General features: G+C 63.1%; 25 protein-coding genes and 1 riboswitch. Of the genes, 16 read left to right on the top strand and 9 right to left on the bottom strand.

The genetic code is table 11. The features are described 5' to 3' along the window. Positions 1-91 precede the first annotated feature (91 nt). From ACLGL5_RS08735 to ACLGL5_RS08725, 3 genes are read left to right on the top strand one after another with little or no spacing between them, the layout of a single operon-like run. Complete coding sequence (locus tag ACLGL5_RS08735; RefSeq protein ID WP_038651547.1) at positions 92-658, top strand: sigma-70 family RNA polymerase sigma factor; 567 nt, start codon at positions 92-94, stop codon at positions 656-658. Next, complete coding sequence (locus tag ACLGL5_RS08730) at positions 655-1,323, top strand: anti-sigma factor (protein ID WP_083246914.1); 669 nt, start codon at positions 655-657, stop codon at positions 1,321-1,323. Before ACLGL5_RS08735 ends, ACLGL5_RS08730 begins: the two co-directional genes overlap by 4 nt. Beyond that, positions 1,313-2,758, top strand: coding sequence for a S8 family serine peptidase (locus tag ACLGL5_RS08725; RefSeq protein WP_069090794.1), 1,446 nt, complete (start codon positions 1,313-1,315; stop codon positions 2,756-2,758). The genes ACLGL5_RS08730 and ACLGL5_RS08725 overlap by 11 nt, the downstream gene beginning before the upstream one ends. Positions 2,759-2,779: 21 nt before the next feature. Here the strand turns inward: ACLGL5_RS08725 and ACLGL5_RS08720 are convergent, their stop codons facing one another. Further along, the gene (locus ACLGL5_RS08720; RefSeq protein ID WP_141700885.1) at positions 2,780-3,262 is read right to left on the bottom strand and encodes a hypothetical protein; all 483 of its coding nucleotides are present in this window, start codon (positions 3,260-3,262) and stop codon (positions 2,780-2,782) included. Between the two features lie 302 nt (positions 3,263-3,564). Continuing rightward, positions 3,565-4,587: a substrate-binding domain-containing protein gene (locus tag ACLGL5_RS08715; RefSeq protein ID WP_069093248.1), complete on the bottom strand. Its 1,023-nt coding sequence runs from the start codon at positions 4,585-4,587 to the stop codon at positions 3,565-3,567. A 361-nt stretch (positions 4,588-4,948) separates the two neighbouring features. Here ACLGL5_RS08715 and ACLGL5_RS08710 point away from each other — a divergent pair, with 361 nt between their 5' ends. The 5 genes from ACLGL5_RS08710 (at position 4,949) to ACLGL5_RS08690 (ending at position 11,464) form a co-directional block, all read left to right on the top strand. Then, on the top strand, positions 4,949-6,304 hold the full coding sequence (locus tag ACLGL5_RS08710; RefSeq protein WP_019862703.1) for an ABC transporter substrate-binding protein: 1,356 nt from the start codon (positions 4,949-4,951) through the stop codon (positions 6,302-6,304). Between the two features lie 177 nt (positions 6,305-6,481). Next, positions 6,482-7,495 carry a carbohydrate ABC transporter permease gene (locus ACLGL5_RS08705; protein WP_069090792.1) on the top strand — a complete coding sequence of 338 codons (1,014 nt, stop codon included), beginning with the start codon at positions 6,482-6,484 and terminating at the stop codon, positions 7,493-7,495. 1 nt (position 7,496) lies between these two features. Next, a complete protein-coding gene (locus tag ACLGL5_RS08700) occupies positions 7,497-8,651 on the top strand; it encodes a carbohydrate ABC transporter permease (RefSeq protein WP_069090791.1) in 1,155 nt (384 codons plus the stop codon). 4 nt (positions 8,652-8,655) lie between these two features. Next, positions 8,656-10,320, top strand: coding sequence for a beta-galactosidase BglA (gene bglA / locus ACLGL5_RS08695; RefSeq protein ID WP_069090790.1), 1,665 nt, complete (start codon positions 8,656-8,658; stop codon positions 10,318-10,320). Positions 10,321-10,351: 31 nt separating this feature from the next. Continuing rightward, positions 10,352-11,464 carry an ABC transporter ATP-binding protein gene (locus ACLGL5_RS08690; protein ID WP_069090789.1) on the top strand — a complete coding sequence of 371 codons (1,113 nt, stop codon included), beginning with the start codon at positions 10,352-10,354 and terminating at the stop codon, positions 11,462-11,464. An 84-nt stretch (positions 11,465-11,548) separates the two neighbouring features. Here ACLGL5_RS08690 and ACLGL5_RS08685 read toward each other — a convergent pair whose 3' ends face one another. From ACLGL5_RS08685 to ACLGL5_RS08675, 3 genes are all read right to left on the bottom strand, one after another. After that, entirely contained in the window at positions 11,549-11,785 is a 237-nt protein-coding gene (locus tag ACLGL5_RS08685; protein WP_019862696.1) for a DUF680 domain-containing protein, read from the bottom strand. 67 nt (positions 11,786-11,852) lie between these two features. Next, entirely contained in the window at positions 11,853-12,056 is a 204-nt protein-coding gene (locus ACLGL5_RS08680; protein ID WP_019862695.1) for a DUF680 domain-containing protein, read from the bottom strand. A 72-nt stretch (positions 12,057-12,128) separates the two neighbouring features. Continuing rightward, positions 12,129-12,326: a DUF680 domain-containing protein gene (locus ACLGL5_RS08675; RefSeq protein ID WP_019862694.1), complete on the bottom strand. Its 198-nt coding sequence runs from the start codon at positions 12,324-12,326 to the stop codon at positions 12,129-12,131. A 495-nt stretch (positions 12,327-12,821) separates the two neighbouring features. After that, positions 12,822-13,022, top strand: a riboswitch (cobalamin riboswitch). 114 nt (positions 13,023-13,136) lie between these two features. On the opposite strand from ACLGL5_RS08675, the gene ACLGL5_RS08670 reads away from it, so the two are divergent. Both ACLGL5_RS08670 and ACLGL5_RS08665 read left to right on the top strand, forming a co-directional pair. Continuing rightward, positions 13,137-14,384: an aromatic ring-hydroxylating oxygenase subunit alpha gene (locus ACLGL5_RS08670; RefSeq protein WP_019862693.1), complete on the top strand. Its 1,248-nt coding sequence runs from the start codon at positions 13,137-13,139 to the stop codon at positions 14,382-14,384. Between the two features lie 20 nt (positions 14,385-14,404). Then, positions 14,405-15,502, top strand: a complete 1,098-nt coding sequence (locus ACLGL5_RS08665; RefSeq protein ID WP_083246913.1) for an FAD-binding oxidoreductase — start codon at positions 14,405-14,407, stop codon at positions 15,500-15,502. A gap of 99 nt (positions 15,503-15,601) precedes the next feature. Here the strand turns inward: ACLGL5_RS08665 and ACLGL5_RS08660 are convergent, their stop codons facing one another. From ACLGL5_RS08660 to ACLGL5_RS08645, 4 genes are all read right to left on the bottom strand, one after another. Continuing rightward, complete coding sequence (locus tag ACLGL5_RS08660) at positions 15,602-16,231, bottom strand: alpha-ketoglutarate-dependent dioxygenase AlkB family protein (RefSeq protein ID WP_069090787.1); 630 nt, start codon at positions 16,229-16,231, stop codon at positions 15,602-15,604. Between the two features lie 227 nt (positions 16,232-16,458). Continuing rightward, positions 16,459-16,923 carry a peptidoglycan-binding protein LysM gene (lysM, locus tag ACLGL5_RS08655; protein WP_069090786.1) on the bottom strand — a complete coding sequence of 155 codons (465 nt, stop codon included), beginning with the start codon at positions 16,921-16,923 and terminating at the stop codon, positions 16,459-16,461. A gap of 89 nt (positions 16,924-17,012) precedes the next feature. Beyond that, positions 17,013-17,450, bottom strand: a complete 438-nt coding sequence (arfB, locus tag ACLGL5_RS08650; RefSeq protein WP_038651522.1) for an alternative ribosome rescue aminoacyl-tRNA hydrolase ArfB — start codon at positions 17,448-17,450, stop codon at positions 17,013-17,015. Positions 17,451-17,548: 98 nt separating this feature from the next. Continuing rightward, positions 17,549-19,159 carry a phosphoenolpyruvate carboxykinase gene (locus ACLGL5_RS08645; RefSeq protein ID WP_069090785.1) on the bottom strand — a complete coding sequence of 537 codons (1,611 nt, stop codon included), beginning with the start codon at positions 19,157-19,159 and terminating at the stop codon, positions 17,549-17,551. 343 nt (positions 19,160-19,502) lie between these two features. Here ACLGL5_RS08645 and ACLGL5_RS08640 point away from each other — a divergent pair, with 343 nt between their 5' ends. From ACLGL5_RS08640 to ahcY, 6 genes are all read left to right on the top strand, one after another. Beyond that, positions 19,503-20,204, top strand: coding sequence for a response regulator transcription factor (locus tag ACLGL5_RS08640; RefSeq protein WP_010912942.1), 702 nt, complete (start codon positions 19,503-19,505; stop codon positions 20,202-20,204). Between the two features lie 99 nt (positions 20,205-20,303). Beyond that, positions 20,304-22,088 (top strand): sensor histidine kinase, encoded by a 1,785-nt coding sequence (locus tag ACLGL5_RS08635; RefSeq protein WP_019862686.1) that lies wholly within the window; start codon positions 20,304-20,306, stop codon positions 22,086-22,088. A 90-nt stretch (positions 22,089-22,178) separates the two neighbouring features. Then, a complete protein-coding gene (locus tag ACLGL5_RS08630) occupies positions 22,179-22,640 on the top strand; it encodes an HPr kinase/phosphorylase (protein WP_069090784.1) in 462 nt (153 codons plus the stop codon). A 164-nt stretch (positions 22,641-22,804) separates the two neighbouring features. Continuing rightward, the gene (locus tag ACLGL5_RS08625; protein ID WP_010912939.1) at positions 22,805-23,206 is read left to right on the top strand and encodes a PTS sugar transporter subunit IIA; all 402 of its coding nucleotides are present in this window, start codon (positions 22,805-22,807) and stop codon (positions 23,204-23,206) included. Then, the gene (locus tag ACLGL5_RS08620; protein WP_010912938.1) at positions 23,203-23,499 is read left to right on the top strand and encodes an HPr family phosphocarrier protein; all 297 of its coding nucleotides are present in this window, start codon (positions 23,203-23,205) and stop codon (positions 23,497-23,499) included. Before ACLGL5_RS08625 ends, ACLGL5_RS08620 begins: the two co-directional genes overlap by 4 nt. Before the next feature lie 175 nt (positions 23,500-23,674). After that, positions 23,675-25,075 carry an adenosylhomocysteinase gene (gene ahcY, locus ACLGL5_RS08615; protein WP_019862682.1) on the top strand — a complete coding sequence of 467 codons (1,401 nt, stop codon included), beginning with the start codon at positions 23,675-23,677 and terminating at the stop codon, positions 25,073-25,075. Positions 25,076-25,126 lie beyond the last annotated feature (51 nt).

Raw genomic sequence — 25,126 nt, 5'->3', positions numbered from 1 at the left:
CAGTTAGCCTCCGCAAATTCCTTGGCGGAGGATGAACCTTTTTGGACCGACCGGCGACAGAGCAGACAGGAGCCAGGCGGCTCGACCGGCCATGACGGCAGCGACGGAGACAGATCGCGCGCTCGTCGACCGGGTCGCGAAGGGCGACCGTGCCGCCGTGCGGCTCCTGTTCATGCGTCACCACGCGCGGGTCTACCGCTTCGTGGCGCGCCAGACGGGATCGGAAATGATGGCTGACGATATCGCGAACGAGGTGTTCCTTGAGCTGTGGCGCCAGGCGCCAGGCTTCGAGGGGCGTTCCGAAGTCTCGACATGGCTGCTCGGCATCGCCCGGTTCAAGGCGCTGTCGCTGCTGCGCAAGAAGAAGGAAGACTGGATCGACGACGAGGCGGCCGCCGCGGTGCCGGACAGCGCCGACACGCCGGAGGTCGTCACCATGAAAGAGGACAAGGCCGCCGCCTTGCGCCGCTTTATCGACGCCTTGCCCGAAGAACACCGCACGGTGATCGACCTTGCCTATTATCACGGACAGTCGGTAACCGAGATCGGCGAGGTGCTCGCCATCCCGGTCGCGACGGTCAAGACCCGGATGTTCTACGCCCGCAAGAAACTCGGCGAGGCCCTCAAGGCCGCCGGTTACGACAGGGGGTGGCCATGAGCGCCGCTGAAAAAATGTCGCGCCGCGACGAAATGGAAACGCTGCTGCCGTTCTACCTGAACGGCTCGCTGGAAGGTTCCGACCTCGAAGCCGTCGAGGAGTGGCTGGCGACCGATCCGGCGGCGATGGCAGCCCTTGGCGAGGCCGAAGCCGAATTCTCCGGCACATCGGCGGCCAATGAAGCCATCCGCCCGCCCGCCGACGCGCTCAGCCGCTTCGCCAAGGCACTCGACGCCGAGGCCGGACCCGCGCGCAAGCCAGCAGGTTCGTCCTGGCTGGCGCATGCCTGGGCCCGCTTCATGGCGGTGCCCGTCGGCGTCGCCTGGGCGGCGGCCGCGGTCCTGCTTTTGCTGATCGCGGTGCAGTCCCTGGTGCAGCCCGGCGGCAAGGGCAAGGATTTCGAAATCGCCGGCGCGCAAGACGACCTGGCGAAAATGCCGTTCGCCCTGGTCAAGTTCAAACCGGATGCGAAGATGTCGGACATTTCGGCATTCCTCGGCAGCAACGGGCTGAAGGTCATCGGTGGACCGACCGCGGACAGCGTGTTCCGGATCGGCATTCCCGCCGCCAACGCAGCCGACTATGCCAAGCAGCTCAGCCTTATTGCCGCCCAGCCATTCGCCGACACTGTGATCGAGGGAAGGAAACCGGTTAATGGCGGCTGAGGCGGCCCTTCGATTTGCGGCGATCCTGGCGGCGGCGATGACAATCGCCGCCGTGCCTGCGTCGGCACAGACCAATGCCGCCAAGGGCGACCAGACGAAAACCGACTGCCGAAACGGCAGCAACGCGGCCGGCGCCGACTGCGCCAAGGACGGCAGCGCCAGCGACAATGCCGGCGGTGCGGGTCCTGACCAGGCGGCCGCCGTCTTTCTTCCCGCCCTGATCGTCGACCTGTTTCCCAATCCGGTCGCGCCTCCGGCACCGGTGCCGACGCCGCAGCCGGAGCCGGTCACGCCGCCCGGTAACAATCAGGCCGGCCCGCCGGCCGGCGGGCCGATCGTCTCGCCGACCGATCTCGTCGCCGTCCAGCCGCCGCGCGCCGTGGCCGGCGAGTTTGTGCCCGACGAGGTGCTGGTGACGGTTGACGGCGATGCCGGCGCCGTGCAGCAGATCGCCGCCTCCTTCGGCCTCGAAGTGCGCTCGCAGCGCCAGTCACGCCTGCTCGGCACCACTTTGGTACGCTTCGGCATTCCCGACGGTCGTCCCGTCGGCGTCGTGCTGGCCCAACTTGCCGCCGACGGCCGCACGCAGCGGCGCGAGCCCAACCACATCTATTCGCTGCAGCAGGCCGCCGGCATCGTCAACTATGCCTTTGACCGCATCGCGCTCGATGCCAAACAGGCGAGCGGCCAAAACGTCCGCGTTGCCGTCATCGATACCGGCATCGACGACAGCAATCCGGCGCTGGCCGGTGTCATCGCCGCGCAGTTCGACGCCATGCCCGACGTGCCGGTCGAAAAGCGTGATCATGGCACCTCGATCGACGGGCTGATCGCCGGCGTCGGCGCCCTGGAAGGCATGGCGCCGGGCGCCAGGATCTACCACGCCCGCGCCTTCGAAGGCGGCAAGTCGACCATGGATGTCATCCTGTCGGCGCTCGACTGGGCGGCGGAACAGAATGTCAGCATCATCAATATGAGCTTCGTCGGACCGAAGAACGACCTGCTCGGCGCCGCCTGCCGCAATGCCCGCGCGCTCGGCATGGTGCTGGTCGCCGCCGCCGGCAACAACGGACCGAAAGCACCCTATGGCTACCCGGCCGCCTTCGACGGCGTCATCGCGGTGACCGCGACCGACGCCAAGGACGCTCTGATGCCGCAGGCCAATCGCGGCGCCTATGTCTTCATCTCGGCGCCCGGCGTCGAGATGGTGGCGCCAAGCGGCGCCGGCTCGGATGTCGTTACCGGCACCTCTTTCGCCGCGGCGATCCTCAGCGGCGCCATCGCCAATCTCCTCCATGCTTCGCCTGGCCGCTCGGCCGACGACATCGAGAAAGCGCTGGCAGCCACCGCCAAGGATCTCGGCCCAAAGGGGCGCGACAATGATTTTGGCTACGGGCTGCTGGACATCAAGGCGGCCGAGGCGGCGAATGAGTGAATTTTCCTCTGAGCTTCCGGTCTATGCCGCCGGGAGCTGCCGGGTTCGGCCGATCTGCAGAAGCAACGCGGATGCGAGACAAAGCCCAACGACCGCCAGCCCTGATATAACAAGCCATCGCATCAATGCCGCCTGCTCGTCATGGCCGATGACGCGGTAGAGACCGTTGATCTCGACCATTTCCGTGTCGGAGAGCCGCTTCTTGGGCAGTGTTTGGTCGGTGTAGAAATGTTTGGTCATCGCGTTGAATTCGAGTTCGCTGCCGATGAACATTTCGGTGGGGTTCAGGTCTGACGTGACATGACCCTCATAGAGGCGTTCCTGTGTGGTCCGGATGTCGACATTGTTGAAGTCCGGCTTGGTCGCACCCGCATGAAACCAGCCTGGCGAAAACACCGTGAATGACCCGGACCGAGGCAGATGGGTAATCGGTTGGTTGACGATTTCGACCACTTTCTGTTCGGTCCGCGCGGCTTCCGCATTTGCCTTCCCGATCCCTGGCAACGTCCAGAAGATCCCAGCGCCGACCGTCAGCAAAAGGCCCGTTAAGCCAAGCAGAAACACGATATGGCCGACAGGGCGCGTCGGTCTTGCGGTGCGCCCAATCGGGGCCGCCGGGACGCGACTCTCGCGCCCGCGCCGGCCGAAAACCGCGCTGGGCTGATCGGTGTTCATCCGCCCATGTTGGAGCAGGCGGGCTAATGCGGCGTTAATAGGATCCATGTGAGGTGATCCCGGTCCGGACTAAGGGATACGCAGGGCGCAAACAGGGCGCACCCGACCCCTGATCGAGGTCAGGTCCTAGACTAGGCCGGCGCTCCCGCAACCGATCCCCTGATCACCAGATCGACCGGCCAGACTTCGCCGCGGGCGCCTTCTTCCAGCCCTGAAATCCGCGCCGCCAGCCGCTCTGCGACGCGGGCGCCGGCAAGGCGGATGGACGAGCGCGTCGTCGACAGCGGCACGGAAAAATTTTCCGGCTTCAACCAGGGGAAGACGTCGTCATGGGCGATCAGCGAGACATCGCCGGGAATGGTGAGGCCTAGGTCGCGCACCGCGCGCACGACGCCCAGCGCCATGATCAGGCTGGAGCAGGCGATTGCCGTCGGCGCATCGCCCTCCTCGAGCAGACGCCTGGTGGCGCGATAGCCGTTCTCTTCGGTCATGACCACAGAACAAACATGGCGTTCGCCCAGGCTCAGCCCACTTGCCGCGAGCGCCCGGCGCACGCCGCGCTCGCGATGGGTGGCGAAGGTCTCGCGGTCGTCGCCATTGATCAGCGCCAGCCGCCGGTGGCCGAGCTGGACCAGCAGCCGCGCCGCTTCGTGGAATGCGCCCTCATTGTCGATGTCGAGATAGGGATAGTCGAAATCGAAGCCTTCGCTGCGGCCATGGACGAGGAAGGGAATGCCGAGCGTGCTGACCAGCGCCACCCGACTGTCCTGCGGCCGCGGCGAGGAGATATAGACGGCATCGACCTGCCGGTTGGCGACGATGCGCCGATAGGTCGTCTCCTGGTCGTCGGCATCGGCCGGCGACAGCACGAGGTCAAGCTCGTGCGAGCGGGCATAGTCGCCGAGGCCCGACAGGAACTCGACAAAATGCGGATCGATGTCGACGGCCGCGCCGGTCGGCAGGACATAACCGATCATGCCGGATTTGCCAGTCGCCAGCCGCCGCGCGCTGGGATTAGGGCGATAGCCATGGCGCTTGGCGGCGTCCATGACGCGCCTGCGCGTTTCCTCGTTGACCTCCGGGTAGCCGTTCAATGCCCGGCTTACCGTGGTCTGCGAAAGCGCCAGCATATGCGCGAGCTGCTTGAGGTTCACAACGGTCTCCATTCCCTCAAAGCGCTTTTAAATTGAATCGACCCAATCACCACAAGGGCGCGACGATATCGAGATGACCATAGTCGGGGTTGGGGCCAGTTTGAAACGAAAATTGCTGTTGCGCTGCCAAAAAAGCATGCTGCGCTGCACTTTTCGGCGACAAAATTCGCTAGATTAAATCGATTAGCTACCGAGCCTCTTGACTTTCGGATGATTCAATGGCGTGATCGGAAAAGCCAAAGCGCTTTGGAAGACTCTTCGAAAGGTTGCGGTTCCCTTGCGACTGAGTCACAGTCCTGCGGCGTCGGCGGGCGGAATGGAGGTTCCGTCCGGTGTGTGTGACCCACTGGGAGGAATACCGATGAAGAAAATGCTTTTGCTGGGTGTTGCGTTTGCCACGTTCGCCCTGAATGCGCCTGCGCATGCCGAACTGAAGTTCAAGCCGGGCGAGGACAAGCGCTTCAACTGGGCAAACTTTGAAGACCTCAAGAAAGTCGACCTCAAGGGCGAGACCCTGACCATCTTCGGGCCGTGGCGCGGCGAGGATGAGACGCTTGTCCGTTCGGTGCTTGACTATTTCTCCGAGGCGACCGGGGCGGAGGTGAAATACTCCTCGTCCGAAAACTACGAGCAGCAGATCGTCATCGACACCCAGGCCGGCAGCCCGCCGAACATCGCCGTCCTGCCGCAGCCGGGCCTTATCCAGGATCTTGCTTCCAAAGGTGTGCTGACCCCGCTGGGCGACGACGTCGCCGCCTGGATCAAGGAGAACTACGCCGCCGGCGACTCCTGGGCCAAACTAGGCACCTATACCGGCAAGGACGGCAAGTCGGCTTTCTATGCCTTTCCCTACAAGATCGACGTGAAGGGGCTGGTCTGGTACTCGCCCGACAATTTCCAGGAAGCCGGCTACAAGGTGCCGAAGACCCAGGAGGAACTGGCCGAGCTCGAAAAGAAGATCATCGCCGATGGCGGTAAGCCCTGGTGCATCGGGCTTGGTTCTGGCGGCGCGACCGGATGGCCGGCGACCGACTGGGTCGAGGACATCATGCTCAGGACGCAGCCGCCGGAAGTCTATGACAAGTGGGTCAAGAACGAGATCCCGTTCACCGATCCGGCGGTGGTCAACGCCATCGACATCTTCGGCAAGATCGCCACCGACGACAAGATGGTCGATGGCGGCGCCAAGGCGGTGGCCGCGACCGACTTCCGCGACAGCCCGAAGGGCCTCTTTACCGTGCCGCCGAAGTGCTACATGCACCATCAGGCATCGTTCATCCCCTCCTTCTTCCCGGAGGGCGTGAAGCTCGGCCAGGACGCGGACTTCTTCCCCTACCCGCCCTACGCCTCCAAGCCGGAACTCGGCACACCCCTGGAGGTCGCCGGAACGCTGGTGATGATCACCAAGGATTCCAAGGCATCGCGCGAGTTCATCAAGTTCCTCGAAATGCCGCTCGCACATGAATTGTGGATGGCGCAGAAGAGCTTCGTCACCCCCTTCAAGGGCGCCAATAAGGATGCCTATGGCAGCGATGCGCTGAAGAAGCAGGGCGAGATCCTGGTCGGAGCGACGACTGTCCGCTTCGACGGCTCCGACCTGATGCCCGGCAAGGTCGGCGCGGGCTCGTTCTGGACGGGCATGATCGATCTGGTCGGCGGCAAATCTGCCCAGGACGTGGCCGCCGACATCCAGAAGAGCTGGGACGCAATCAAGTAGGTCGCTACAGGCTAGCTAAAACCTTACTGATCCTCCTGCAGGATCCGGGCCACGGCCCGGGTCCGACCGGCGGCATACGCCGGAAGCCTTCGCGTTTCGATTGTTCCGAATGACTCACAAAGTCGGTGCATCCGACCGCCAGCTTGCCTGGCTGGTCATGCGCAGGGAGAGGGACCCATGGCGGCTCAGATCTTCTCGGCCATTTTCGTCATCATCATCGGCGTCGGCGGCTGTGTCGCCTACTTCTGGGGCGCCAACAAACTGCTGGACCTGACCTTCCCCTCGCGTGGGGTGACCGGCGCGGCTGCCGTCAACAATCTACGCCGGCAGGGCCTTGTGCGGCCATGGCTGTTTGTCGGCCCGGCGCTGATCATTCTCACCATCTACCTGATCTACCCGGTGATCGCGACACTGTGGCTTTCCTTCCTCGACCGCGGCGGCACCAGTTTCGTGGGGCTGGCCAACTATGAGTGGGCGCTTCGCGATCCCGACCTCCGACACTCGATCCTGAACAACCTGCTGTGGCTGGCGGTGGTGCCGGCGGCCTGCACCTTCCTGGGCCTGATCATTGCCGTGCTCACCGACAAGATCTGGTGGGGCACGATCGCCAAGAGCCTGATCTTCCTGCCGCTGGCCATCTCCTTTGTCGGCGCCAGCGTGATCTGGAAGTTCATTTACGAGTATCGCGGCGAGGGCCAGGTGCAGATCGGCCTGCTCAACGCCATCATCCAGCATTTCGGCGGCCAGCCGCAGGTGTGGATATCGCTGCCGTTCTGGAACAATTTCTTCCTGATGATCATCCTGATCTGGATCCAGACCGGCTTCGCCATGGTCATCCTGTCCTCGGCGCTGCGCGGCATTCCGGAAGAAACTCTGGAAGCCGCCGTCATCGACGGCGCCAATCCGTTCCAGATCTTCTGGAAGATCATGGTGCCGCAGATCTGGGGCACCATCGCCGTCGTGTGGACCACCATCACCATCCTCGTGCTCAAAGTGTTCGACATCGTGCTGACCATGACCAACGGCCAGTGGAACAGCCAGGTGCTGGCCAATCTGATGTTCGACTGGATGTTCCGCGGCGGCGGCGATTTCGGCCGTGGCGCGACGATTGCCATCATCATCATGATCGCGGTCATCCCGATCATGGTCTGGAACATCCGCCAGGCGAACAAAGAGACGGGAGGACACTGAGATGGCCGTCGCGACTGGAAAATCCTTCGTCAGCCGTTTCGGCGTCCACATAGCGGTGCTGGTCTTCGTTGCCATCTGGACCATTCCCACACTCGGCATCCTGGTCTCGTCGCTGCGCGACAAGGACCAGATCGTCGCCTCGGGCTGGTGGAATTCGTTCGCCAGTTCCAGCCAGACCGAGGCCGGGCGGCTGCCGCCCGCCACGGCGCAGACCCAAAAGGACGGCAAGTTCGTCCTCGAGGGCAACATCTTCGGCGATGGCGCCAAGCGCAACATCGGTGCCTTCGGTGTCAAGGCCGCGGCACCGACGCAATATCCGGCCGGCTCATCGGCCGACCTGGGTGACGGCGTAACCCTGCAGGTCAATGCCGACGGTAGCTTCGTCATGACCTCGCCCAAGGCGTTCGAAGGCGACCGCGGCCAGCGCCTCTACTATGCCTCGTCGGCGCCGCCGAAATTCACCACCGACAACTATCAGACCGTGCTGTTCTCGGAAGGCATCGGCCGCTCGTTCATGAATTCGCTGACCGTCACCATACCGGCGACCGTCATCCCGATCCTGATCGCCGCCTTTGCCGCCTATGCGCTGGCCTGGATGCGGTTTCCCGGTCGGGCGCTGCTGATCGCGGTCATCATCGGCCTGCTGGTGGTGCCGCTGCAGATGTCGCTGATCCCGCTGCTCAAGCTCTATAACGGCGTCGGTACTTTCTTCGGCGTGCCGTCGAAGACCTATCTCGGCATATGGCTGGCGCATACCGGCTTCGGCCTGCCTTTCGCCATCTACCTGCTGAGGAGCTATATCGCCGGCCTGCCGCGCGAGATCATGGAATCGGCCCGCATCGACGGCGCCAGCGATTTCGAGATCTTCGTCAAGATCGTGCTGCCGCTGTCCTTCCCGGTGCTGGCCTCCTTCGCCATCTTCCAATTCCTGTGGGTATGGAACGATCTCCTGGTGGCGATGGTTTTCCTTGGTACGGCACCCGACCAGATCGTGTTGACGGCCAAGCTCAACGCGCTGCTCGGCTCTCGCGGCGGCAACTGGGAGATTCTGACGACATCGGCCTTCATCACCATCATCGTGCCGCTGATCGTCTTCTTCTCGCTGCAGCGCTATTTCGTCCGCGGGCTGCTCGCCGGCTCGGTGAAAGGAGGCTGAAACCATGCAATCCGCTTTGAAAGCCAGTTCGAACCCCGACCTCGCCGTCGATCGCGACTGGTGGCGAGGCGCGGTGATCTACCAGATCTATCCGCGCAGCTACCAGGATTCGAACGGCGACGGCATCGGCGACCTCAAGGGCATCATCGGACGGCTGCCCTACATCGCCGCGCTCGGCGCGGACGCCATCTGGATCTCGCCCTTCTTCAAATCGCCGATGAAGGATTTCGGCTACGACGTCTCGGACTATTGCGACGTCGACCCGATGTTCGGCACGCTGGCCGATTTCGACGCACTGACGGCGGAGGCGCACCGGCTGGGTCTCAAGGTGATGATCGACGAAGTGCTGTCGCACACGGCCGACATCCATCCCTGGTTCAAGGAAAGCCGGTCGAGCCGCACCAATCCCAAGGCCGACTGGTATGTCTGGGCGGACGCCAGGCCAGACGGCACGCCGCCCAACAACTGGCTGTCGATCTTCGGCGGGTCGGCCTGGCAGTGGGACACCAGCCGCCAGCAATATTACCTGCACAATTTCCTGGCCGAGCAGCCCGACCTCAACTTCCACAACCGCGAAGTCCAGGATGCGCTGCTCGACGTCACCCGCTTCTGGCTGGAACGCGGCGTCGACGGCTTCCGCCTCGACACGATCAATTTCTACTTCCACAGCCAGGGCCTGGAAAACAATCCGCCGCTGCCGCCGGAAGAACGCAACGACCAGACCGCGCCGGCGGTCAATCCCTACAATTACCAGGACCATCTCTACGACAAGAGCCGTCCGGAAAACCTCGGCTTCCTGGAACGCTTTCGCGCTTTGCTCGACGAATATCCGGCGACGGCGGCCGTCGGCGAGGTCGGCGATTCGCAGCGCGGGCTGGAAGTCGTTGCCGCCTATACGGCCGGCGGCAAGCGCGTGCACATGTGCTATTCCTTCGACTTCCTGGCGCCGGAAAAGATCAGCGCCGCCAAGGTGCGTTCGGTGCTGGAGGCTTTCGGCAAGGTCGCCAGCGACGGCTGGTCGTGCTGGGCGTTTTCCAACCATGACGTGATGCGCCCGGCCTCGCGCTGGGCCGCCGGCGAAGCCGACCCTGTCGCCTATCTCAAGGTCATCTCGGCCTTGCTGATGTCGCTGCGCGGCTCGGTCTGCATCTACCAGGGCGAAGAACTCGGGCTGGGCGAGGCCGAACTGCGCTTCGAGGATCTGCAGGACCCCTATGGCATCCGCTTCTGGCCGGAATTCAAGGGCCGCGACGGCTGCCGCACGCCCATGGTGTGGGATGGCGGCGCCAAGAATGGCGGCTTCTCCCTGGCCAAGCCCTGGCTGCCGGTGCCGGCCAAGCATCTGGCGCAGGCGGTCAATGTCCAGCAAGGCGACCAGGCTTCGCTGCTCGAGCACTACCGGCGCTTCCTGACCTTCCGCCGCGCCCATCCGGCGCTGGCCAAGGGCGACATCACCTTCATCGAAAGCGAGGGCGACACCGTCGCCTTCACGCGCCGCGCCGGCAATGAGCAGGTTGTCTGCGTCTTTAACCTCGGCGCCATGCCGGCCAAGGTTGACCTTGGCGGCCGATCACTGCAACCTTTGCCGGGACATGGGTTTTCCGGGCAGGCGAGCACCGGTTCGGTCGAGCTTGGCGGCTACGCCGCCTGGTTCGGGCGCATAGACTGAAATCTTTGAGGAAATCACTGGGAGGACACCAATGGCCGATGTCAATTTGAGACAAGTGAAGAAGTCCTACGGCAATCTCAACATTCTCCACGGCATCGACCTCGATATCAAATCGGGCGAGTTCATCGTCTTCGTCGGCCCGTCGGGCTGCGGCAAGTCGACCTTGCTGCGCTCGATCGCCGGGCTCGAGGAAATCACGTCGGGCGAACTCAAGATCGATGGCGACGTGGTCAACGACGTGCCGCCGTCCAAGCGCGGCATCGCCATGGTGTTCCAGTCCTACGCGCTCTATCCGCATATGACGGTCTACGACAACATGGCGTTCTCGATGAAGATCGGCAAGGAGAACAAGGCCGAGATCGACCGCCGCGTGCGGCAGGCGGCGGAAATCCTGCAATTGACCAAATATCTCGACCGGCTGCCCAAGGCGATGTCGGGCGGCCAGCGCCAGCGTGTCGCCATCGGCCGCGCCATCGTGCGCAATCCGAAAGTGTTCCTGTTCGACGAGCCGCTGTCGAACCTTGACGCGGCGCTACGCGTCGCCACGCGCATCGAGATCGCCAAGCTCAAGGAATCGATGCCCAACACGACGATGATCTACGTCACCCACGACCAGGTCGAAGCGATGACGCTGGCCGACCGCATCGTGGTGCTGAAGGACGGCCATGTCGAACAGGTCGGCACGCCGATGGACCTTTACAAGAAGCCCGGCAACCTGTTCGTCGCCCAGTTCATCGGCTCGCCGGCCATGAACATCCTGCCGGCAACCATCGACAAGACCGGCAACCCGACCGTCGTCAACCATGTCGGCGGCCGCAAGGCGACGGTGCCGATCACGACGCCGGCCTCGGCCAAGGGCGCGGCGGTCAGTTTCGGCGTGCGGCCGGAAGACCTGATGATTGCCAGCGGCGCGGACTATCTGTTCGAGGGAACGGTCGACTATGTCGAGCAGCTCGGCGAGGTCCAGCTGGTCTATATCGATATCGGCCGCGCCGACCTGCCGCTGGTGACCAAACTGCCGGGCAATGTCGAGGTCAAGCGCGGTTCGACATTGCGGCTGAGCGCCAATGCCGAGGACCTGCATATCTTCGATGCGGACGGACATTCCTTCGCGCTGCAAAAGCCGGAAGCAAAAGCGGCTTGAGGCCGCCGGTCCTGCTGGGTCAAGGCAACAAAAAAGAGCGGCGGGCCAGGCCCGCCGCTCTTTTTTGGAGATCAGCTTCGGCTGTTAACGGCCGAAGAGGTTCCGGTCGCTGCCCTGAGGAGCGGACTTCTGCACGTCGCCCGACGAATTGAGCAGCTTGTAGACGGGCGAGCCGCTCTCGCGGATCGAAGCCGTACGCGAGTTGTCGACCGAAGTTGCGGCGGGCTGGTTGGCGCCATTGGAGCCATAGTTGTCGCTGCCCGCGAAAGCGCTACCGGAGATGGCCAGAACGGCGGCGGCAGCAAGGATGAGCTTGTTCATGTTAGTCTCCTGAATTTCTGGATTTCACGGGAATGGCCGGCATCGCCGCCATTTCCGTGAACCGGCATTACTTGCCGAAGAGGTTGCGGTCAGCGCCCTGCTGAGCAGGCACCTGGGTGGCCGGAGCCGACTTGTCGACCGAAGCCGTGTAGGAATGGTCGACCGCAGCGGCCGGCTGGTTGGCACCGTTGGAACCGTAGTTATCGCTGCCAGCGAAGGCACTGCCGGAAATGGCCAGGACGGCGGCGGCAGCAAGGATGAGCTTGTTCATGTTAGTCTCCTGAGTTTCTCAAGATCGGCCAGAGCGGCGGGCGAAAAGCCCGCCATTAGCCGGGACCCGTTGTTAGTTATTACCGAAGAGGTTGTGATCTGCGCCCTGGGCAGGCGTCTGAGCAGCCGGTTCCGACTTCTTGGTCGAAGCGGTGTACGAGCTGTCGACAGTCGTGGCTGCGGCGGCATTCGAACCGTAGTGGTCGCTACCAGCGAAGGCGCTGCCGGAAATGGCCAGAAGGGCGGCGGCAGTGAGAACAATCTTTTTCATTTTTAGTACTCCAGTATTTTTTCCGTCCGTCTAGCGGCGTGTCTTGGGATTGAAATCGCGTCGTTCGGACAGCCCCGATGTGGGAAAGCCAGATCGCCGTTTCCAATCACGAAGTTGTTCCGTGTGGACCAAGAATCCACCACTTGAAATTGTGCCAGAGGTTTCCACGCCATAAATTTTTCTTCTTAATATCAATCACTTAATTAAAGCCAGCCGCAAGATCACAGACTGTATCGGAGGTCCAGTGTTCACACCGTCCTGCACGCACCGTCAACAGAAACGAACCGTTCGGTTCGATTTTAGAATCCGCTAATAGTCACTTTTCGAAACCGTTAACCTTTTTTGCCCCTGTTCCGGGTCGATTTTGACAGCCAGTACAGCTAACGGCGAAGACGATTTTCGTGACCGCTGTCCGCGCCCAGATCGTTGCGCATGCGTGTCGCGCCGCATGGATGCGATGTCGCTTTCATGCCGATGTCGCAAACGCCGTCGTGATTAGATCATGTCATCTCAGGTGCCGCTTCGTGACGACGGGGCGGAGAATTGGGAAGCCGGTCAAAATCCGGCGCTGCCCCCGCAACGGTGGTGGAGTTCAAGTCGCAACGGGAGACCACTGGGCGAAAGCCTGGGAAGGTGTCGCGACCGTCCGCAAGGACACTCCAGAGCCCGGAAACCAGCCCGAGATTTTTGAACTCGACTGATCGCGGTGGGCGGTCAAGAGGCGGATGGCGCGCGCCCGGCTTTCGCCGGCCTGCGTCTCATCCTTCCTCAATCACCACCAGTTCAGTCCTTGAAGTATGAGGACAGGACATGGATGCGCGCAACGATATGCTGAGGCTCTTGAACAGCCGCAGAGAGGGCTTCTCGCTCGAGCAGCCCTTCTATACCGATCCCGATTTCTTCAAGCTCGACATGGAGCTGATCTGGTATCGCGACTGGCTGTTCGTCGGCCATGATTGCGAACTGCCCAAGCCCGGCAGCTTCATCACCGTGCAGATCGGCGACTATCCGGTCGTGCTGGTGCGCGATCAGCAGGGCAAGATCAACGCTTTCCACAATTCCTGCCGCCACCGCGGTAGCCGCGTCTGCAACACCGACAAGGGCATGGCCGCCAAGCTGGTCTGCCCCTATCACCAATGGACCTATGAGCTGGACGGAAGGCTGCTGTTTGCCCGCCAGATGGCCGACGGTTTCGACAAGAGCCAGTTCGGCCTGAAGCCGGTCGCCTGCGAAAGCGTGGCCGGCTATATCTTCATCTGCCTGGCCAAGGAACCCGCCGACTTCTCGCCGATGCGGGCGATGATCGAACCCTATCTCAAGCCGCACCGGCTCAGCGAAGCCAAGATCGCCTTCGAGAGCACGATCGTCGAGAAGGGCAACTGGAAGCTCGTCTGGGAAAACAACCGCGAGTGCTACCACTGCGCCGGCAATCACCCGGAGCTGTGCAAAACCTTCCCGGAAGCCCCGACGGTGACCGGCGTGCAAGGCGCCGACAGCGATCCGGAGATGCTGGCACACTGGGCCAAATGCGAAGCGGCCGGCCTGCCGAGCAAGTTCCGCATCGATCCGGCCGGGCAATACCGCGCCACCCGCGCGCCGCTGCTGCGCGATGCGGTCAGCTACACGATGACCGGCAAGCGGGCGGTGAAGAAGAACCTGTCCGACAGCGTCTCCGCCGACCGCATCGGTTCCTTGCTGCTCTATCACTATCCGACGACGTGGAACCACATTCTGGGCGACCACGCCGTCACCTTCCGCGTGCTGCCGATCAGCGCCACGGAAACCGCGGTGACGACCAAATGGCTGGTTCACAAGGATGCGGTCGAGGGTGTCGACTACGATCTTGCCGAACTCACCCATGTCTGGACCGAGACCAACGACCAGGATCGCCGCATCGTCGAGGAAAACGCCTTCGGCATCCAGTCGCCGGCCTATGAACCCGGCCCCTATTCGGAGCTGCATGAGGGCGGCGTGATCCAGTTTGTCGACTGGTACGCCCGCTTCATCGGTCCGCGCCTTGCCGACGATGGCCGGCCGGCCCTGCGCAGTGTCGCCTGAGGGGTTTGGGGATGAACGCGATGACGGATCTTGGCCTCTATCGCCATCTCGACCAGATGGCGCCCTGGAACGACAGGCTGCAGGTGCTGGAAGTGATCGGCGTCAGCGACGAGGCGCCTGACGTCAAGACCTTCACCTTCCGCTCCGACAACCAGACCTGGTTCCGCTACAAGCCGGGCCAGTTCGTGACGCTGGAACTGCCGACGCCGGACGGACCGCTGATGCGCACCTATACGCTGTCGTCGTCGCCGTCGCGGCCGTTCTCGATCGCGGTGACGGTGAAGGCACAGGCCGGCAGCATCGGCACACGCTGGATGTTCGATCACCTGGTGCCCGGTTCGCACGTCAAGGCCTATGGGCCGAGCGGCGATTTTTCGCTGCACAGCCATCCGGCGGCCAAATATCTGTTGATCTCGGCCGGCTCCGGCGTGACGCCGATGATGTCGATGCTGCGCTGGCTGAACGATTGCGCGCCATGGACCGATGTCGGCTTCGTCAACTGCGCGCGTCGCCCGGAAGAGATCATCTTCCGCAAGGAGCTCGAACTGCTCGGCGGCCATATGCCGGGCCTGTCGCTCGGCTTCATGATCGAGGAGCGGTCGAGCCGCGAGGGCTGGTACGGCCATATGGGCCGCATCGACGCGATCCGGCTGCCGCTGCTGGCGCCCGATTTCCGCGAACGCGAGATCTTCTGCTGCGGTCCGGATCCTTTCATGCGCGCCGTGCGCGGCATGCTTGAAGCCGCCGGCTTCGACATGACGAAATACCACCAGGAGAGCTTTGCCGCCCCCGCGGTGGAGGAAGTCCCGGCGCCGTTCGCGTCGCCCGGGGAAGACGGCATTGCCGTTCCCGTCGAGGCCACACCGATCCGCTTCGCGCTTTCGGATGTCGATGCCGAGTGCGTCGCCGGCCAGACCGTGCTGCAGACGGCGCGCTCCTCGGGCGTGCGGATCCCAGCGGCCTGCGAATTCGGCCTGTGCGGAACCTGCAAGGTGAAGAAAGTCTCCGGCGCCGTCGAGATGAGCCACAATGGCGGCATCCTCGATCACGAGATCGATGACGGCTTCATCCTTGCCTGCTGCTCGAAGCCGCTTTCGGCTCTCGAAATCGAGGCGTGACAGCGTCGGGCGGCCCCGGCACCGCAGCCTTGCCAGGCAGTTGCGGCTGTTGTTTCCAGGACCCTTGCGACCTTGATAGGGACGTGCCTCGGGAGCGGCTTATAAGGCGTTCTCGTGCGGCTTCGTTACCCGCCGCAGCGTCAGATTGATCCTGCCGCCGTTCTTGAGCAGCGCCGAGGTCGAGGGATAGATGCGGTCGACGCCGTGGAACGCGAGACGGCCCTCGCCGCCAAGCACGACGACGTCGCCGCTCTTCAGCCTGAACGATTTGGTGGCGCCGTCGCGCGTCGTCTGGCCGACCCGGAACAGGCAATCGTCGCCCAGCGAGACGGAGACGACTGGCGCCGAGAAATCGGCCTCGTCGCGGTCTTGGTGCGGGCCCATCCTCGCGTCGGCCGTGTAGAAATTGATAAGACAGGCCTCCGGCGGATTCGGATAGCCCGACACCTGCCGCCACAGCTCGAGCAGGCCATCCGGGATCGGCGGCCATGGCTCTCCTGTCAGCGGATGCGTCGGCTGGTAGCGATAGCCGCGCTCCTTGTCGGTGACCCAGCCGAGCGAGCCGCAATTGGTCATGCGCACGCTCATCTCCTTGCCGGTGCGCGGCATGGCAGGGACGAACAGCGGCGCCTGCTGGATGATGCCTCTCACCTCTTCGACCAGCGCCTCCTGAACAGCGCGGGAGAGATAGGCCGGCATGTGGCGGACGCCGTTGGGCAGAACGAGCATGGAATAGCGCACCTTGAGATGGTTCGAGCCCGCAAGATGCCACCATCAACGGAAAACAGCGACCCGAAAGCCGTCGCCGATTGCACTGCTGCGGCTATTGCTATCTGGATCAGGGCCGCAACATCACGGCCTCGCTGAAACGCAACTGGCAAAAATCGAAAACGCCGCGCGTCCTTTCGGATGCGCGGCGCTTGATTAAGCCGTTTCGAGACTGCCTGGCAGCAGAATCAGGGGATGCGCAGCACCTGGCCCGGATAGATTTTGTCCGGGTGGGTCAGCATCGGCCTGTTGGCCTCGAAGATGGCGGTGTTCTTGGCGCCCTGGCCCTTGCCGTAGCTTTTCTCGGCGATCTTCCAGAGGTTATCGCCCTTCTGGACGGTGTAGAAGGTCGGTTCCTTGGCCGGGGCAGCTGCCTTGCCGGCGTCCGGCGCGACCTGCAATTCGTCGGCCTGCACCTTGGAGACGCCCAGCGTGTTGCCGACGGCGATGACCGCCTTTTCAAAGATCGACTGGTCCTTGACCGCGCCCTTCAGCACCGCCGTGTCGCCCTGCACGACGACCTGCACGCCATCGGTGCCGAGCTTGTGTGAATCGAGCTCCTTCTTGAGCGTGTCGGCCGTGGGTGCGGCTTCCTCGTCGCCGCCGATGCCCAGTTTCTTGCCGACGCTCTTGACGAAATCGAACATGCCCATCTCTGGTCTCCCTTGCTGTGGCAATGGCGAAACCTCGCATCTGCGGTGCGAAATGGAAAGCCGTTTTATGCACGCGGCTGGTGTGGTGCTTAGTCGTTTTCCACCCGGCCGCGCAGCTTCTTGATCGTGCCGCGTCCAGCCTTGCTCTTCAGCCGCCGCTCCACCGCGCCTTTCGAGGGGCGCGTCTTCTTGCGGGGTGGCGGCGGCGGTTCGGCGGCCTTGGCGACAAGCGCCGTGAGCCTCGCTCTGGCATCCGCGCGGTTCTGCTCCTGGGTGCGGAAGCGCCCGGCCTCGATGACGATGACGCCGTCCTTGGTGGCGCGCTGGCCGGCAAGCTTGATCGTGCGGGCACGCACGCGTTCCGACAGGCCGGCCGCGCTGGCCGCGTCGAAGCGCAGTTGCACGGCGGTTGCCACCTTGTTGACGTTCTGGCCACCCGGCCCCGACGAGCGGATGAAATCCTCGTGCAGGTCACCGGGATGGATCACGGCTTCGTCTGATATGATGATGTTGTCATCGATCGGCATGCCGCAGTCATGGCGCGGCGGCGGACAAAAGAAAAGGCCCGATCGAAACCGGGCCTTCGATGGTACTGCGCGGCTACGATGCCAAGCGATCCGGGCTCTTACTCCGCCGCTTCCTGCATGCGAGGCGCCGCCCCCATCACGGTTGCATCGACATGCGGCTCGAATTTCTCGAAGTTGACGGCGAACATGCCGACCAGTCTTGCCGCCTGGCGGTCATAGGCAGGCTTGTCGACCCAGGTCGAGCGCGGATCGAGAATGGCGCCATCGACGCCAGGCACCGCTACCGGCACCTCGAAGCCGAAATTGGCGTCAGTGCGGAATTTGGCTGTCTTCAGCGAGCCGTCGAGCGCGGCGGTCAGCAGAGCGCGCGTCGCCTTGATCGGCATGCGCTTGCCGGTGCCGTAGGCGCCACCGGTCCAGCCGGTGTTGACCAGCCAGCAATCGGCGCCGTGGCTGGCAATGAGCTCGCGCAGCAGATTGCCATATTCCGAGGGGTGGCGCGGCATGAACGGGGCGCCGAAGCAGGTCGAAAACGTCGCTTCGGGTTCGGTGACGCCCTTTTCGGTTCCGGCCACCTTGGCCGTATAGCCGGAGAGGAAATGGTACATCGCCTGCGCCGGGGTCAGCCGCGCGATCGGCGGCATCACGCCGAAAGCGTCGGCGGTCAGCATGATGATGTTTTTGGGATGACTGGCGCGCCCGGTCTTCGAGGCATTGGGGATGAAGTCGAGCGGGTAGGCGCAACGGGTGTTTTCGGTAAGGCGACCATCGTTGAAGTCCGGCACGCCGTCGGCGTCGAGCACGACATTTTCCAGCACCGTGCCGAAGCGCTGCGTGGTGGCGAAGATCTCCGGCTCGGCTTCGGCCGACAGCTTGATCGTCTTGGCGTAGCAGCCACCTTCGAAATTGAAGATACCGTGCGGACCCCAGCCATGCTCGTCGTCGCCGATCAGCGTGCGCGACGGATCGGCCGACAGTGTCGTCTTGCCGGTGCCGGAAAGCCCGAAGAAGACGGCCGCGTCGCCCGCCGGCCCCTCATTGGCCGAGCAGTGCATCGGCATCACGCCCTTCTGCGGCAGCAGATAGTTGAGCATGGTGAACACCGACTTCTTCATCTCGCCGGCATAGGAGGTGCCACCGATCAGCACGATCTTGCGGGTGAGGTCGACGACGATCATCGTTTCCGTGCGGCTGCCGTGGCGGGCGGGGTCGGCGCGGAAGGACGGCAGGTCGATGATCGTCATCTCGGGCACGAATTGTTCGAGCTCGGCCTTGTCCGGACGGATGAGAAGATTGCGGATGAACAGCGAGTGCCAGGCAAACTCGGTGACTACGCGCGTCGGCAGTTTCAGCTCGGCATCGGCGCCGCCGACGAGGTCCTGAACATAGAGATCCTTGTCCGCGGCGTGGGCAAGGAAATCGGCGAACAGCGTTTCGAACTGGGCCGGCGAGATTGCCTTGTTGTTGTCCCACCAGACATGCGCCTCGGTGGCGGCGTCGCGGACGACGAACTTGTCCTTGGGCGAACGGCCCGTGTGCTGGCCGGTCTCGGCGACCAGCGCGCCATGCGCGGTCAGCCGGGCCTCGCCGCGCCGGATCGCCTCCTCATAAAGGGCGGCCGCGCCAAAATTATAGCGCACCATACCGGTGGTTTTCAGGCCGATACGATCGATCGGGCAAGCAGGATTGCGTTTGCCGACTTCCGACATTGGTGTCCCTTCTACGATTTGCCGCATCTTTGCCGGCACATTTCCGGCACGCCCGTTGTGCAGGCTGAGATGGTCAAAACCAGAAAAGCCAAATGATATCAAATCATTAATCGATTTAAAAATTTTGAAAGTTGTTTAAATCGTTTATATATGCGAAAAGTTTCACGGTTGCCCAAAGGATTGGCGATGTACGTTCGTCCAATCCATGTCGAGGTAGGATTGTGGCCTGCGGCACCCCGCGCGTGACAGCGGACAAGGCCTATGCCACATTTTGTACCTAATTTGTCCTGCAAAAGCCCCTTCTCTACGAAAGAAGGGACAGCTCATGAGGGAGCCGCTTGAAATGGCAACAATCGCGCTTGTCGATGACGACCGCAACATTCTGACGTCGGTGTCGATCGCCCTCGAATCCGAGGGATATCGCGTCGAGACCTACACGGATGGTGCGTCCGCGCTGGAAGGCCTGGCGGCACGTCCGCCGAATCTTGCCATCCTCGACATCAAGATGCCGCGCATGGACGGCATGGAGCTCTTGCGCCGGATGCGCCAGAAGTCCGACCTGCCGGTGATCTTCCTGACTTCCAAGGACGACGAGATCGATGAATTGTTCGGCCTCAAGATGGGCGCCGACGATTTCATCCGCAAACCGTTCTCGCAGCGCCTGCTGGTCGAGCGGGTGCGCGCAGTGCTACGCCGTGCCAGCGCCCGCGAAGCTGCGGCAAAGGCGCCCAGCCAGCAGGCCCGCTCGCTCGAGCGCGGCCAGCTCGTCATGGACCAGGAGCGCCACACCTGCACCTGGAAGGGCGAACCGGTGACGCTCACCGTCACCGAATTCCTGATCCTGCATTCGCTGGCGCAGCGTCCCGGTGTGGTAAAAAGCCGTGATGCGCTGATGGATTCGGCCTATGATGAGCAGGTCTATGTCGATGACCGCACGATCGACAGCCACATCAAGCGGCTGCGCAAGAAGTTCAAGGCTGTCGACGACGACTTCGAAATGATCGAAACCCTTTACGGCGTGGGATATCGGTTCCGAGAAGCGTGAATAGGGAATAGGCAGTAGGGGTTAGGCAGTAGGGAATCTCAGCCATTTCTCTATTCCCTACTGCCTACTGCCTACTCACTAAACAGGGCCTGCTATTCGATGGCAGTGGAAGCACAGCGAACAAGACCGACGGGCGCCGCCAGGCGGCCGTCGCGCATCATGCCGTCCTTCGTCTCGAAGATCACGGTGCCGATGCGCCGCTTCCTCGGCCACCACATCTTTTCCAGCCTGACGCGGCGCATCCTGTTCCTCAACCTTGCCGGCCTGGCTGTCCTGGTCACCGGCATCCTCTACCTCAACACCTTCCGCGACGGGCTGATCGATGCCCGCGTCGAAAGCCTGATGACGCAGGGCGAGATCATCGCCGGCGCGATCGCGGCATCGGCGACGGTCGAGACCGATTCGATCAGCATCGACCCGGAGAAGCTGCTTGAGCTGCAGGCCGGCGAAAGCCTGGGGCCGGGCTCCGACCAGCTCGACAATCTCGATTTCCCAATCAATCCCGAGCGTGTCGCGCCGGTGCTGCGGCGGCTGATTTCGCCGACCCGTACACGGGCCCGCATCTATGACCGCGACGCCAATCTACTGCTCGATTCGCGCCATCTCTATTCGCGCGGCCAGATCCTGCGCTACGATCTGCCGCCGGTCGAGGAGGAACAGCCCGACCTTGTCGAGCGCGTCCAGAAGTTCATCTTCGACTTCTTCCGCAACACCGACCTGCCGGTCTATCGCGAGCAGCCCGGCGGCAATGGCGCCGCCTTCCCGGAAGTGGTCAAGGCGCTGACCGGCAGCCCCTCGACCATCGTGCGCGTCTCCGAGCAGGGCGAGCAGATCGTGTCGGTGGCGGTGCCGATCCAGCGCTTCCGTGCCGTTCTCGGCGTGCTGATGCTGTCGACCGAAGGCGGCGACATCGACAAGATCGTCGCCGCCGAGCGCAAGGCGATCCTGCGCGTCTTCGGCATCGCGGCACTGGTCACCGCCATCCTGTCGATGCTTCTGGCCTCGACCATCGCCAATCCGCTGCGCCGGCTGTCGGCGGCGGCGGTCAGGGTCCGGCGCGGCGTCAAGAGCCGCGAGGAAATCCCCGACTTTTCCGACCGGCAGGACGAGATCGGCAACCTGTCGGTCGCGGTGCGCGACATGACCAACGCGCTCTATGCGCGCATCGAGGCGATCGAAAGCTTCGCCGCCGACGTGTCGCATGAATTGAAGAACCCGCTGACCTCGCTGCGCAGCGCCGTGGAAACCCTGCCGCTGGCCAAGAACGACAATTCGCGCAGCCGGCTAATGGACATCATCCAGCATGACGTGCGCCGGCTGGACCGGCTGATCACCGATATTTCCGACGCTTCCCGTCTCGACGCCGAGCTGGCGCGTGAGGATGCCGGGACGGTGGACCTGAAGAAATTCATCACCGACCTCGTCGCCGTGTCGCGCGAGACCACGCGCAACAAGAAGGCGGTCGAGATCGAGCTCAAGGTCGCCAAGCTGCCACAGGGCGTCAAAGGCTATTTCGTCGCCGGCCACGATCTGCGCATCGGCCAGGTGGTCACCAACCTGATCGAGAATGCACGCTCCTTCGTTCCCGAGGACCATGGCCACATCAGCCTGTCGCTGGCCCGCGCCGGCAAGTTCAACATCCTGACCGTCGACGACAATGGTCCCGGCATCCGCGCCGACAATATCGACCGCATCTTCGAACGCTTCTACACCGACCGGCCGGCCGGCGAAGCGTTCGGCCAGAATTCGGGCCTTGGCCTGTCGATTTCGAGGCAGATCGTCGAAGCCCATGGCGGCACGCTGACCGCCGAGAACATCCCCGGCACCAAGCCCGGCGAGATCAAGGGCGCGCGCTTCGTCGTGACGTTGCCGGCCGAAGCATGATCCCGAAAAGTGGGAACCGGTTTTCTCGGACGAACGGTTCCGTTCGTCCAGAGATCATGCTTCACGCAAAAGGCATGATCGGGCAGCATCGTGCCTGATCCAGTTGCGCAGCCAGAAAACATTCACGGAACCGCGATCCTGATCGGCGAGCGCGGCGTCCTTATCACCGGGGCGTCTGGCGCCGGCAAGACGACGCTGGCGCTGACACTCCTGGACCATTGCCGCGCGCGCGGGCTGTTCTCGCGGCTGATCGGCGACGACAGGCTGCTCGCCGCGGCCCGCGCCGGGCGGCTGGTCTGTCGCGTGCCGGCGCCTATCGCCGGTCTCGCCGAAGTGCCTGGATTCATGCCGCGCCGGCTGCCGTTCGAGCAGGGCGGGGTGATCGACCTGCATGTGAGGCTGGTGCCAAAGGCAGAGATGGCCCGTTTCCAGGAGGAAATCAGCGGGCCGGTCGCAGGCTGCCCGGTGCCGCGTATCGACCTTGCCGAGCGTAACGCCGCCACGGCCCTGCCGGCCGTGATCGCGCGGCTGTCGATCGCGCCTTTTCTATGATCCGCTCCCGATTTTTTGCTGCAATGCGTCAAAATGGCATGGGCCGGCGCAATTTTGGGCTTGTCAACGGGCCGCGCGTCGACAAGATAGCGCTCCCGCCGCCTGGAATGGCTGGCGAGCATAAAATGCGCCTGTGAAGCGGCGATGACGGGAGCCACCAAAGAATGATCGGACTCGTGCTTGTAACGCACGGTCAACTGGCCACCGAGTTCCGACATGCCGTCGAACATGTCGTCGGGCCACAAGACAATTTCGAAACCGTGGCGATCGGTGCCGACGACGATATGGAACAGCGTCGCCGCGACATCGTCGACGCCGTCGCCCGTGTCGATACCGGGGCGGGCGTCATCGTGCTGACCGACATGTTCGGCGGCACGCCGTCGAATCTCGCCATTTCGGTGATGGAGTCCGGCCGCACCGAGGTGATCGCCGGCATGAATCTGCCGATGCTGATCAAGCTGTCCTCGATCCGCAAGGGCGACAACATGGCCGCCGCGCTCGACGAGGCGCAGGCCGCCGGGCGCAAATACATCAATGTCGCCAGCCAGCTTCTGAGCAGCAAATGAACGCGCTATCCCCGGAGAAAGACCACATCGTCCGGGAGTTCCCGATCGTCAACCAGCGCGGCCTGCATGCACGCGCCTCGGCGAAATTCGTCCAGCTCGCCAGCGGCTTCGACGCCGCGGTCCATGTCGAGAAGGACGGCGTCAAGGTCGGCGGCACGTCGATCATGGGCCTGATGATGCTGGCCGCCAGCCCGGGCTACTCGATCCGTGTCACCGCCAGCGGGCCAGAGGCGCTCGAGGTCATGGACGCGCTCGAGCAGCTTGTAGCCTCCCGCTTCGGCGAGGAATGCTGATCCCGTTCTAGGCATGCTCGCGAGACATGCAGGGATAAAGATTTCTTTATATCCCATTGTCGTCTTGAGCCTGATCTGCTAGTCAGGCCGGCAATTCGCGCCCTTCGACGCGCCGACCGGCGCGGGCGCATCCGCAACCAATTCGCAGCATAACAATTCGCATCGGAGTACTGCCATGACGGGTAGCAAGGATTATGTGGTCGCCGACATCTCGCTTGCCGGCTGGGGCCGCAAGGAACTCGATATCGCCGAAACCGAAATGCCGGGCCTGATGGCCTGCCGCGAGGAATTCGGCGCCAAGAAGCCGCTGAAGGGCGCGCGCATCACCGGCTCGCTGCACATGACCATCCAGACCGCGGTGCTGATCGAGACGCTGAAGGTGCTCGGCGCCGACATCCGCTGGGCCTCCTGCAACATCTTCTCGACCCAGGACCATGCCGCCGCGGCCATCGCCGAGGCCGGCATCCCGGTCTTCGCCGTCAAGGGCGAGAGCCTCGAACAGTATTGGGACTACACCGACCGGATCTTCCAGTGGACCGACGGCGGCCTCTCCAACATGATCCTCGACGATGGCGGCGACGCCACCATGTACATCCTGATCGGCGCCCGCGCCGAAGCCGGCGAGGACGTGCTGTCCAACCCGCAGAGCGAGGAAGAGGAATATTTCTACGCCCAGGTCAAGAAGCGCCTGAAGGCTTCGCCCGGCTTCTTCACCAAGCAGAAGGCTGCGATCCGCGGCGTGACTGAAGAGACGACCACCGGCGTCAACCGGCTCTACCAGCTGCAGAAGAAGGGCCTGCTGCCCTTCCCCGCCATCAACGTCAACGATTCCGTCACCAAGTCGAAGTTCGACAACAAGTATGGCTGCAAGGAATCGCTGGTCGACGGCATCCGCCGCGGCACCGACACGATGATGGCCGGCAAGGTCGCGGTCGTCTGCGGCTATGGCGACGTCGGCAAGGGCTCGTCGGCTTCGCTCAAGGGCGCCGGCGCCCGCGTCAAGGTCACCGAGGTCGATCCGATCTGCGCCCTGCAGGCGGCGATGGACGGCTTTGAAGTGGTGACGCTGGAAGACGCGGCGCCGACCGCCGACATCGTTATCACCACCACCGGCAACAAGGATGTCGTCACCCTCGACCATATGCGGTCGATGAAGGACATGGTGATCGTCGGCAATATCGGTCACTTCGACAACGAGATCCAGGTCGCCTCGCTGCGCAATCTGAAATGGACCAACGTCAAGCCGCAGGTCGACATGATCACCTTCCCGGACGGCAAGCGGATGATCCTCTTGTCGGAAGGCCGCCTGCTCAATCTCGGCAACGCCACCGGCCATCCGAGCTTCGTCATGTCGGCGTCCTTCACCAACCAGGTGCTGGCCCAGATCGAGCTGTTCACCAAGGGCGAGCAGTACCAGAACCAGGTCTATGTCCTGCCCAAGCATCTCGACGAGAAGGTCGCGCGCCTGCACCTCGACAAGCTCGGCGCGCGCCTGACCGAACTGTCGGGTGAGCAGGCCGCCTATATCGGCGTCACGCCGCAGGGTCCGTTCAAGCCGGAACACTACCGCTATTAACCAAAGCTAAGTTTACTACCATATATTGAGGCCGGGCGATTGACTTTTCGC

Source organism: Mesorhizobium sp. U510 (assembly GCF_059180695.1).
The sequence above is the reverse complement of the archived record's forward strand: the minus strand, read 5'-3'. Positions and strand labels throughout refer to the sequence as shown.

Bases quoted from the DNA above. Each gene is read 5' to 3' on its own strand.
- arfB (WP_038651522.1), bottom strand. From the start codon at position 17,450: ATGCCGATCGATGACAACATCATCATATCAGACGAAGCCGTGATCCAT.
- ACLGL5_RS08700 (WP_069090791.1), top strand. From the start codon at position 7,497: ATGGCCGTCGCGACTGGAAAATCCTTCGTCAGCCGTTTCGGCGTCCAC.
- ACLGL5_RS08625 (WP_010912939.1), top strand. From the start codon at position 22,805: ATGATCGGACTCGTGCTTGTAACGCACGGTCAACTGGCCACCGAGTTC.
- ACLGL5_RS08670 (WP_019862693.1), top strand. From the start codon at position 13,137: ATGGATGCGCGCAACGATATGCTGAGGCTCTTGAACAGCCGCAGAGAG.
- bglA (WP_069090790.1), top strand. From the start codon at position 8,656: ATGCAATCCGCTTTGAAAGCCAGTTCGAACCCCGACCTCGCCGTCGAT.
- ACLGL5_RS08725 (WP_069090794.1), top strand. From the start codon at position 1,313: ATGGCGGCTGAGGCGGCCCTTCGATTTGCGGCGATCCTGGCGGCGGCG.
- ACLGL5_RS08675 (WP_019862694.1), bottom strand. From the start codon at position 12,326: ATGAAAAAGATTGTTCTCACTGCCGCCGCCCTTCTGGCCATTTCCGGC.
- ACLGL5_RS08690 (WP_069090789.1), top strand. From the start codon at position 10,352: ATGGCCGATGTCAATTTGAGACAAGTGAAGAAGTCCTACGGCAATCTC.
- ahcY (WP_019862682.1), top strand. From the start codon at position 23,675: ATGACGGGTAGCAAGGATTATGTGGTCGCCGACATCTCGCTTGCCGGC.
- ACLGL5_RS08660 (WP_069090787.1), bottom strand. From the start codon at position 16,231: ATGCTCGTTCTGCCCAACGGCGTCCGCCACATGCCGGCCTATCTCTCC.
- ACLGL5_RS08680 (WP_019862695.1), bottom strand. From the start codon at position 12,056: ATGAACAAGCTCATCCTTGCTGCCGCCGCCGTCCTGGCCATTTCCGGC.
- ACLGL5_RS08645 (WP_069090785.1), bottom strand. From the start codon at position 19,159: ATGTCGGAAGTCGGCAAACGCAATCCTGCTTGCCCGATCGATCGTATC.
- ACLGL5_RS08620 (WP_010912938.1), top strand. From the start codon at position 23,203: ATGAACGCGCTATCCCCGGAGAAAGACCACATCGTCCGGGAGTTCCCG.
- ACLGL5_RS08710 (WP_019862703.1), top strand. From the start codon at position 4,949: ATGAAGAAAATGCTTTTGCTGGGTGTTGCGTTTGCCACGTTCGCCCTG.
- ACLGL5_RS08705 (WP_069090792.1), top strand. From the start codon at position 6,482: ATGGCGGCTCAGATCTTCTCGGCCATTTTCGTCATCATCATCGGCGTC.
- ACLGL5_RS08735 (WP_038651547.1), top strand. From the start codon at position 92: ATGACGGCAGCGACGGAGACAGATCGCGCGCTCGTCGACCGGGTCGCG.
- ACLGL5_RS08665 (WP_083246913.1), top strand. From the start codon at position 14,405: ATGACGGATCTTGGCCTCTATCGCCATCTCGACCAGATGGCGCCCTGG.
- ACLGL5_RS08635 (WP_019862686.1), top strand. From the start codon at position 20,304: ATGGCAGTGGAAGCACAGCGAACAAGACCGACGGGCGCCGCCAGGCGG.
- ACLGL5_RS08685 (WP_019862696.1), bottom strand. From the start codon at position 11,785: ATGAACAAGCTCATCCTTGCTGCCGCCGCCGTTCTGGCCATCTCCGGT.
- lysM (WP_069090786.1), bottom strand. From the start codon at position 16,923: ATGGGCATGTTCGATTTCGTCAAGAGCGTCGGCAAGAAACTGGGCATC.
- ACLGL5_RS08640 (WP_010912942.1), top strand. From the start codon at position 19,503: ATGGCAACAATCGCGCTTGTCGATGACGACCGCAACATTCTGACGTCG.
- ACLGL5_RS08730 (WP_083246914.1), top strand. From the start codon at position 655: ATGAGCGCCGCTGAAAAAATGTCGCGCCGCGACGAAATGGAAACGCTG.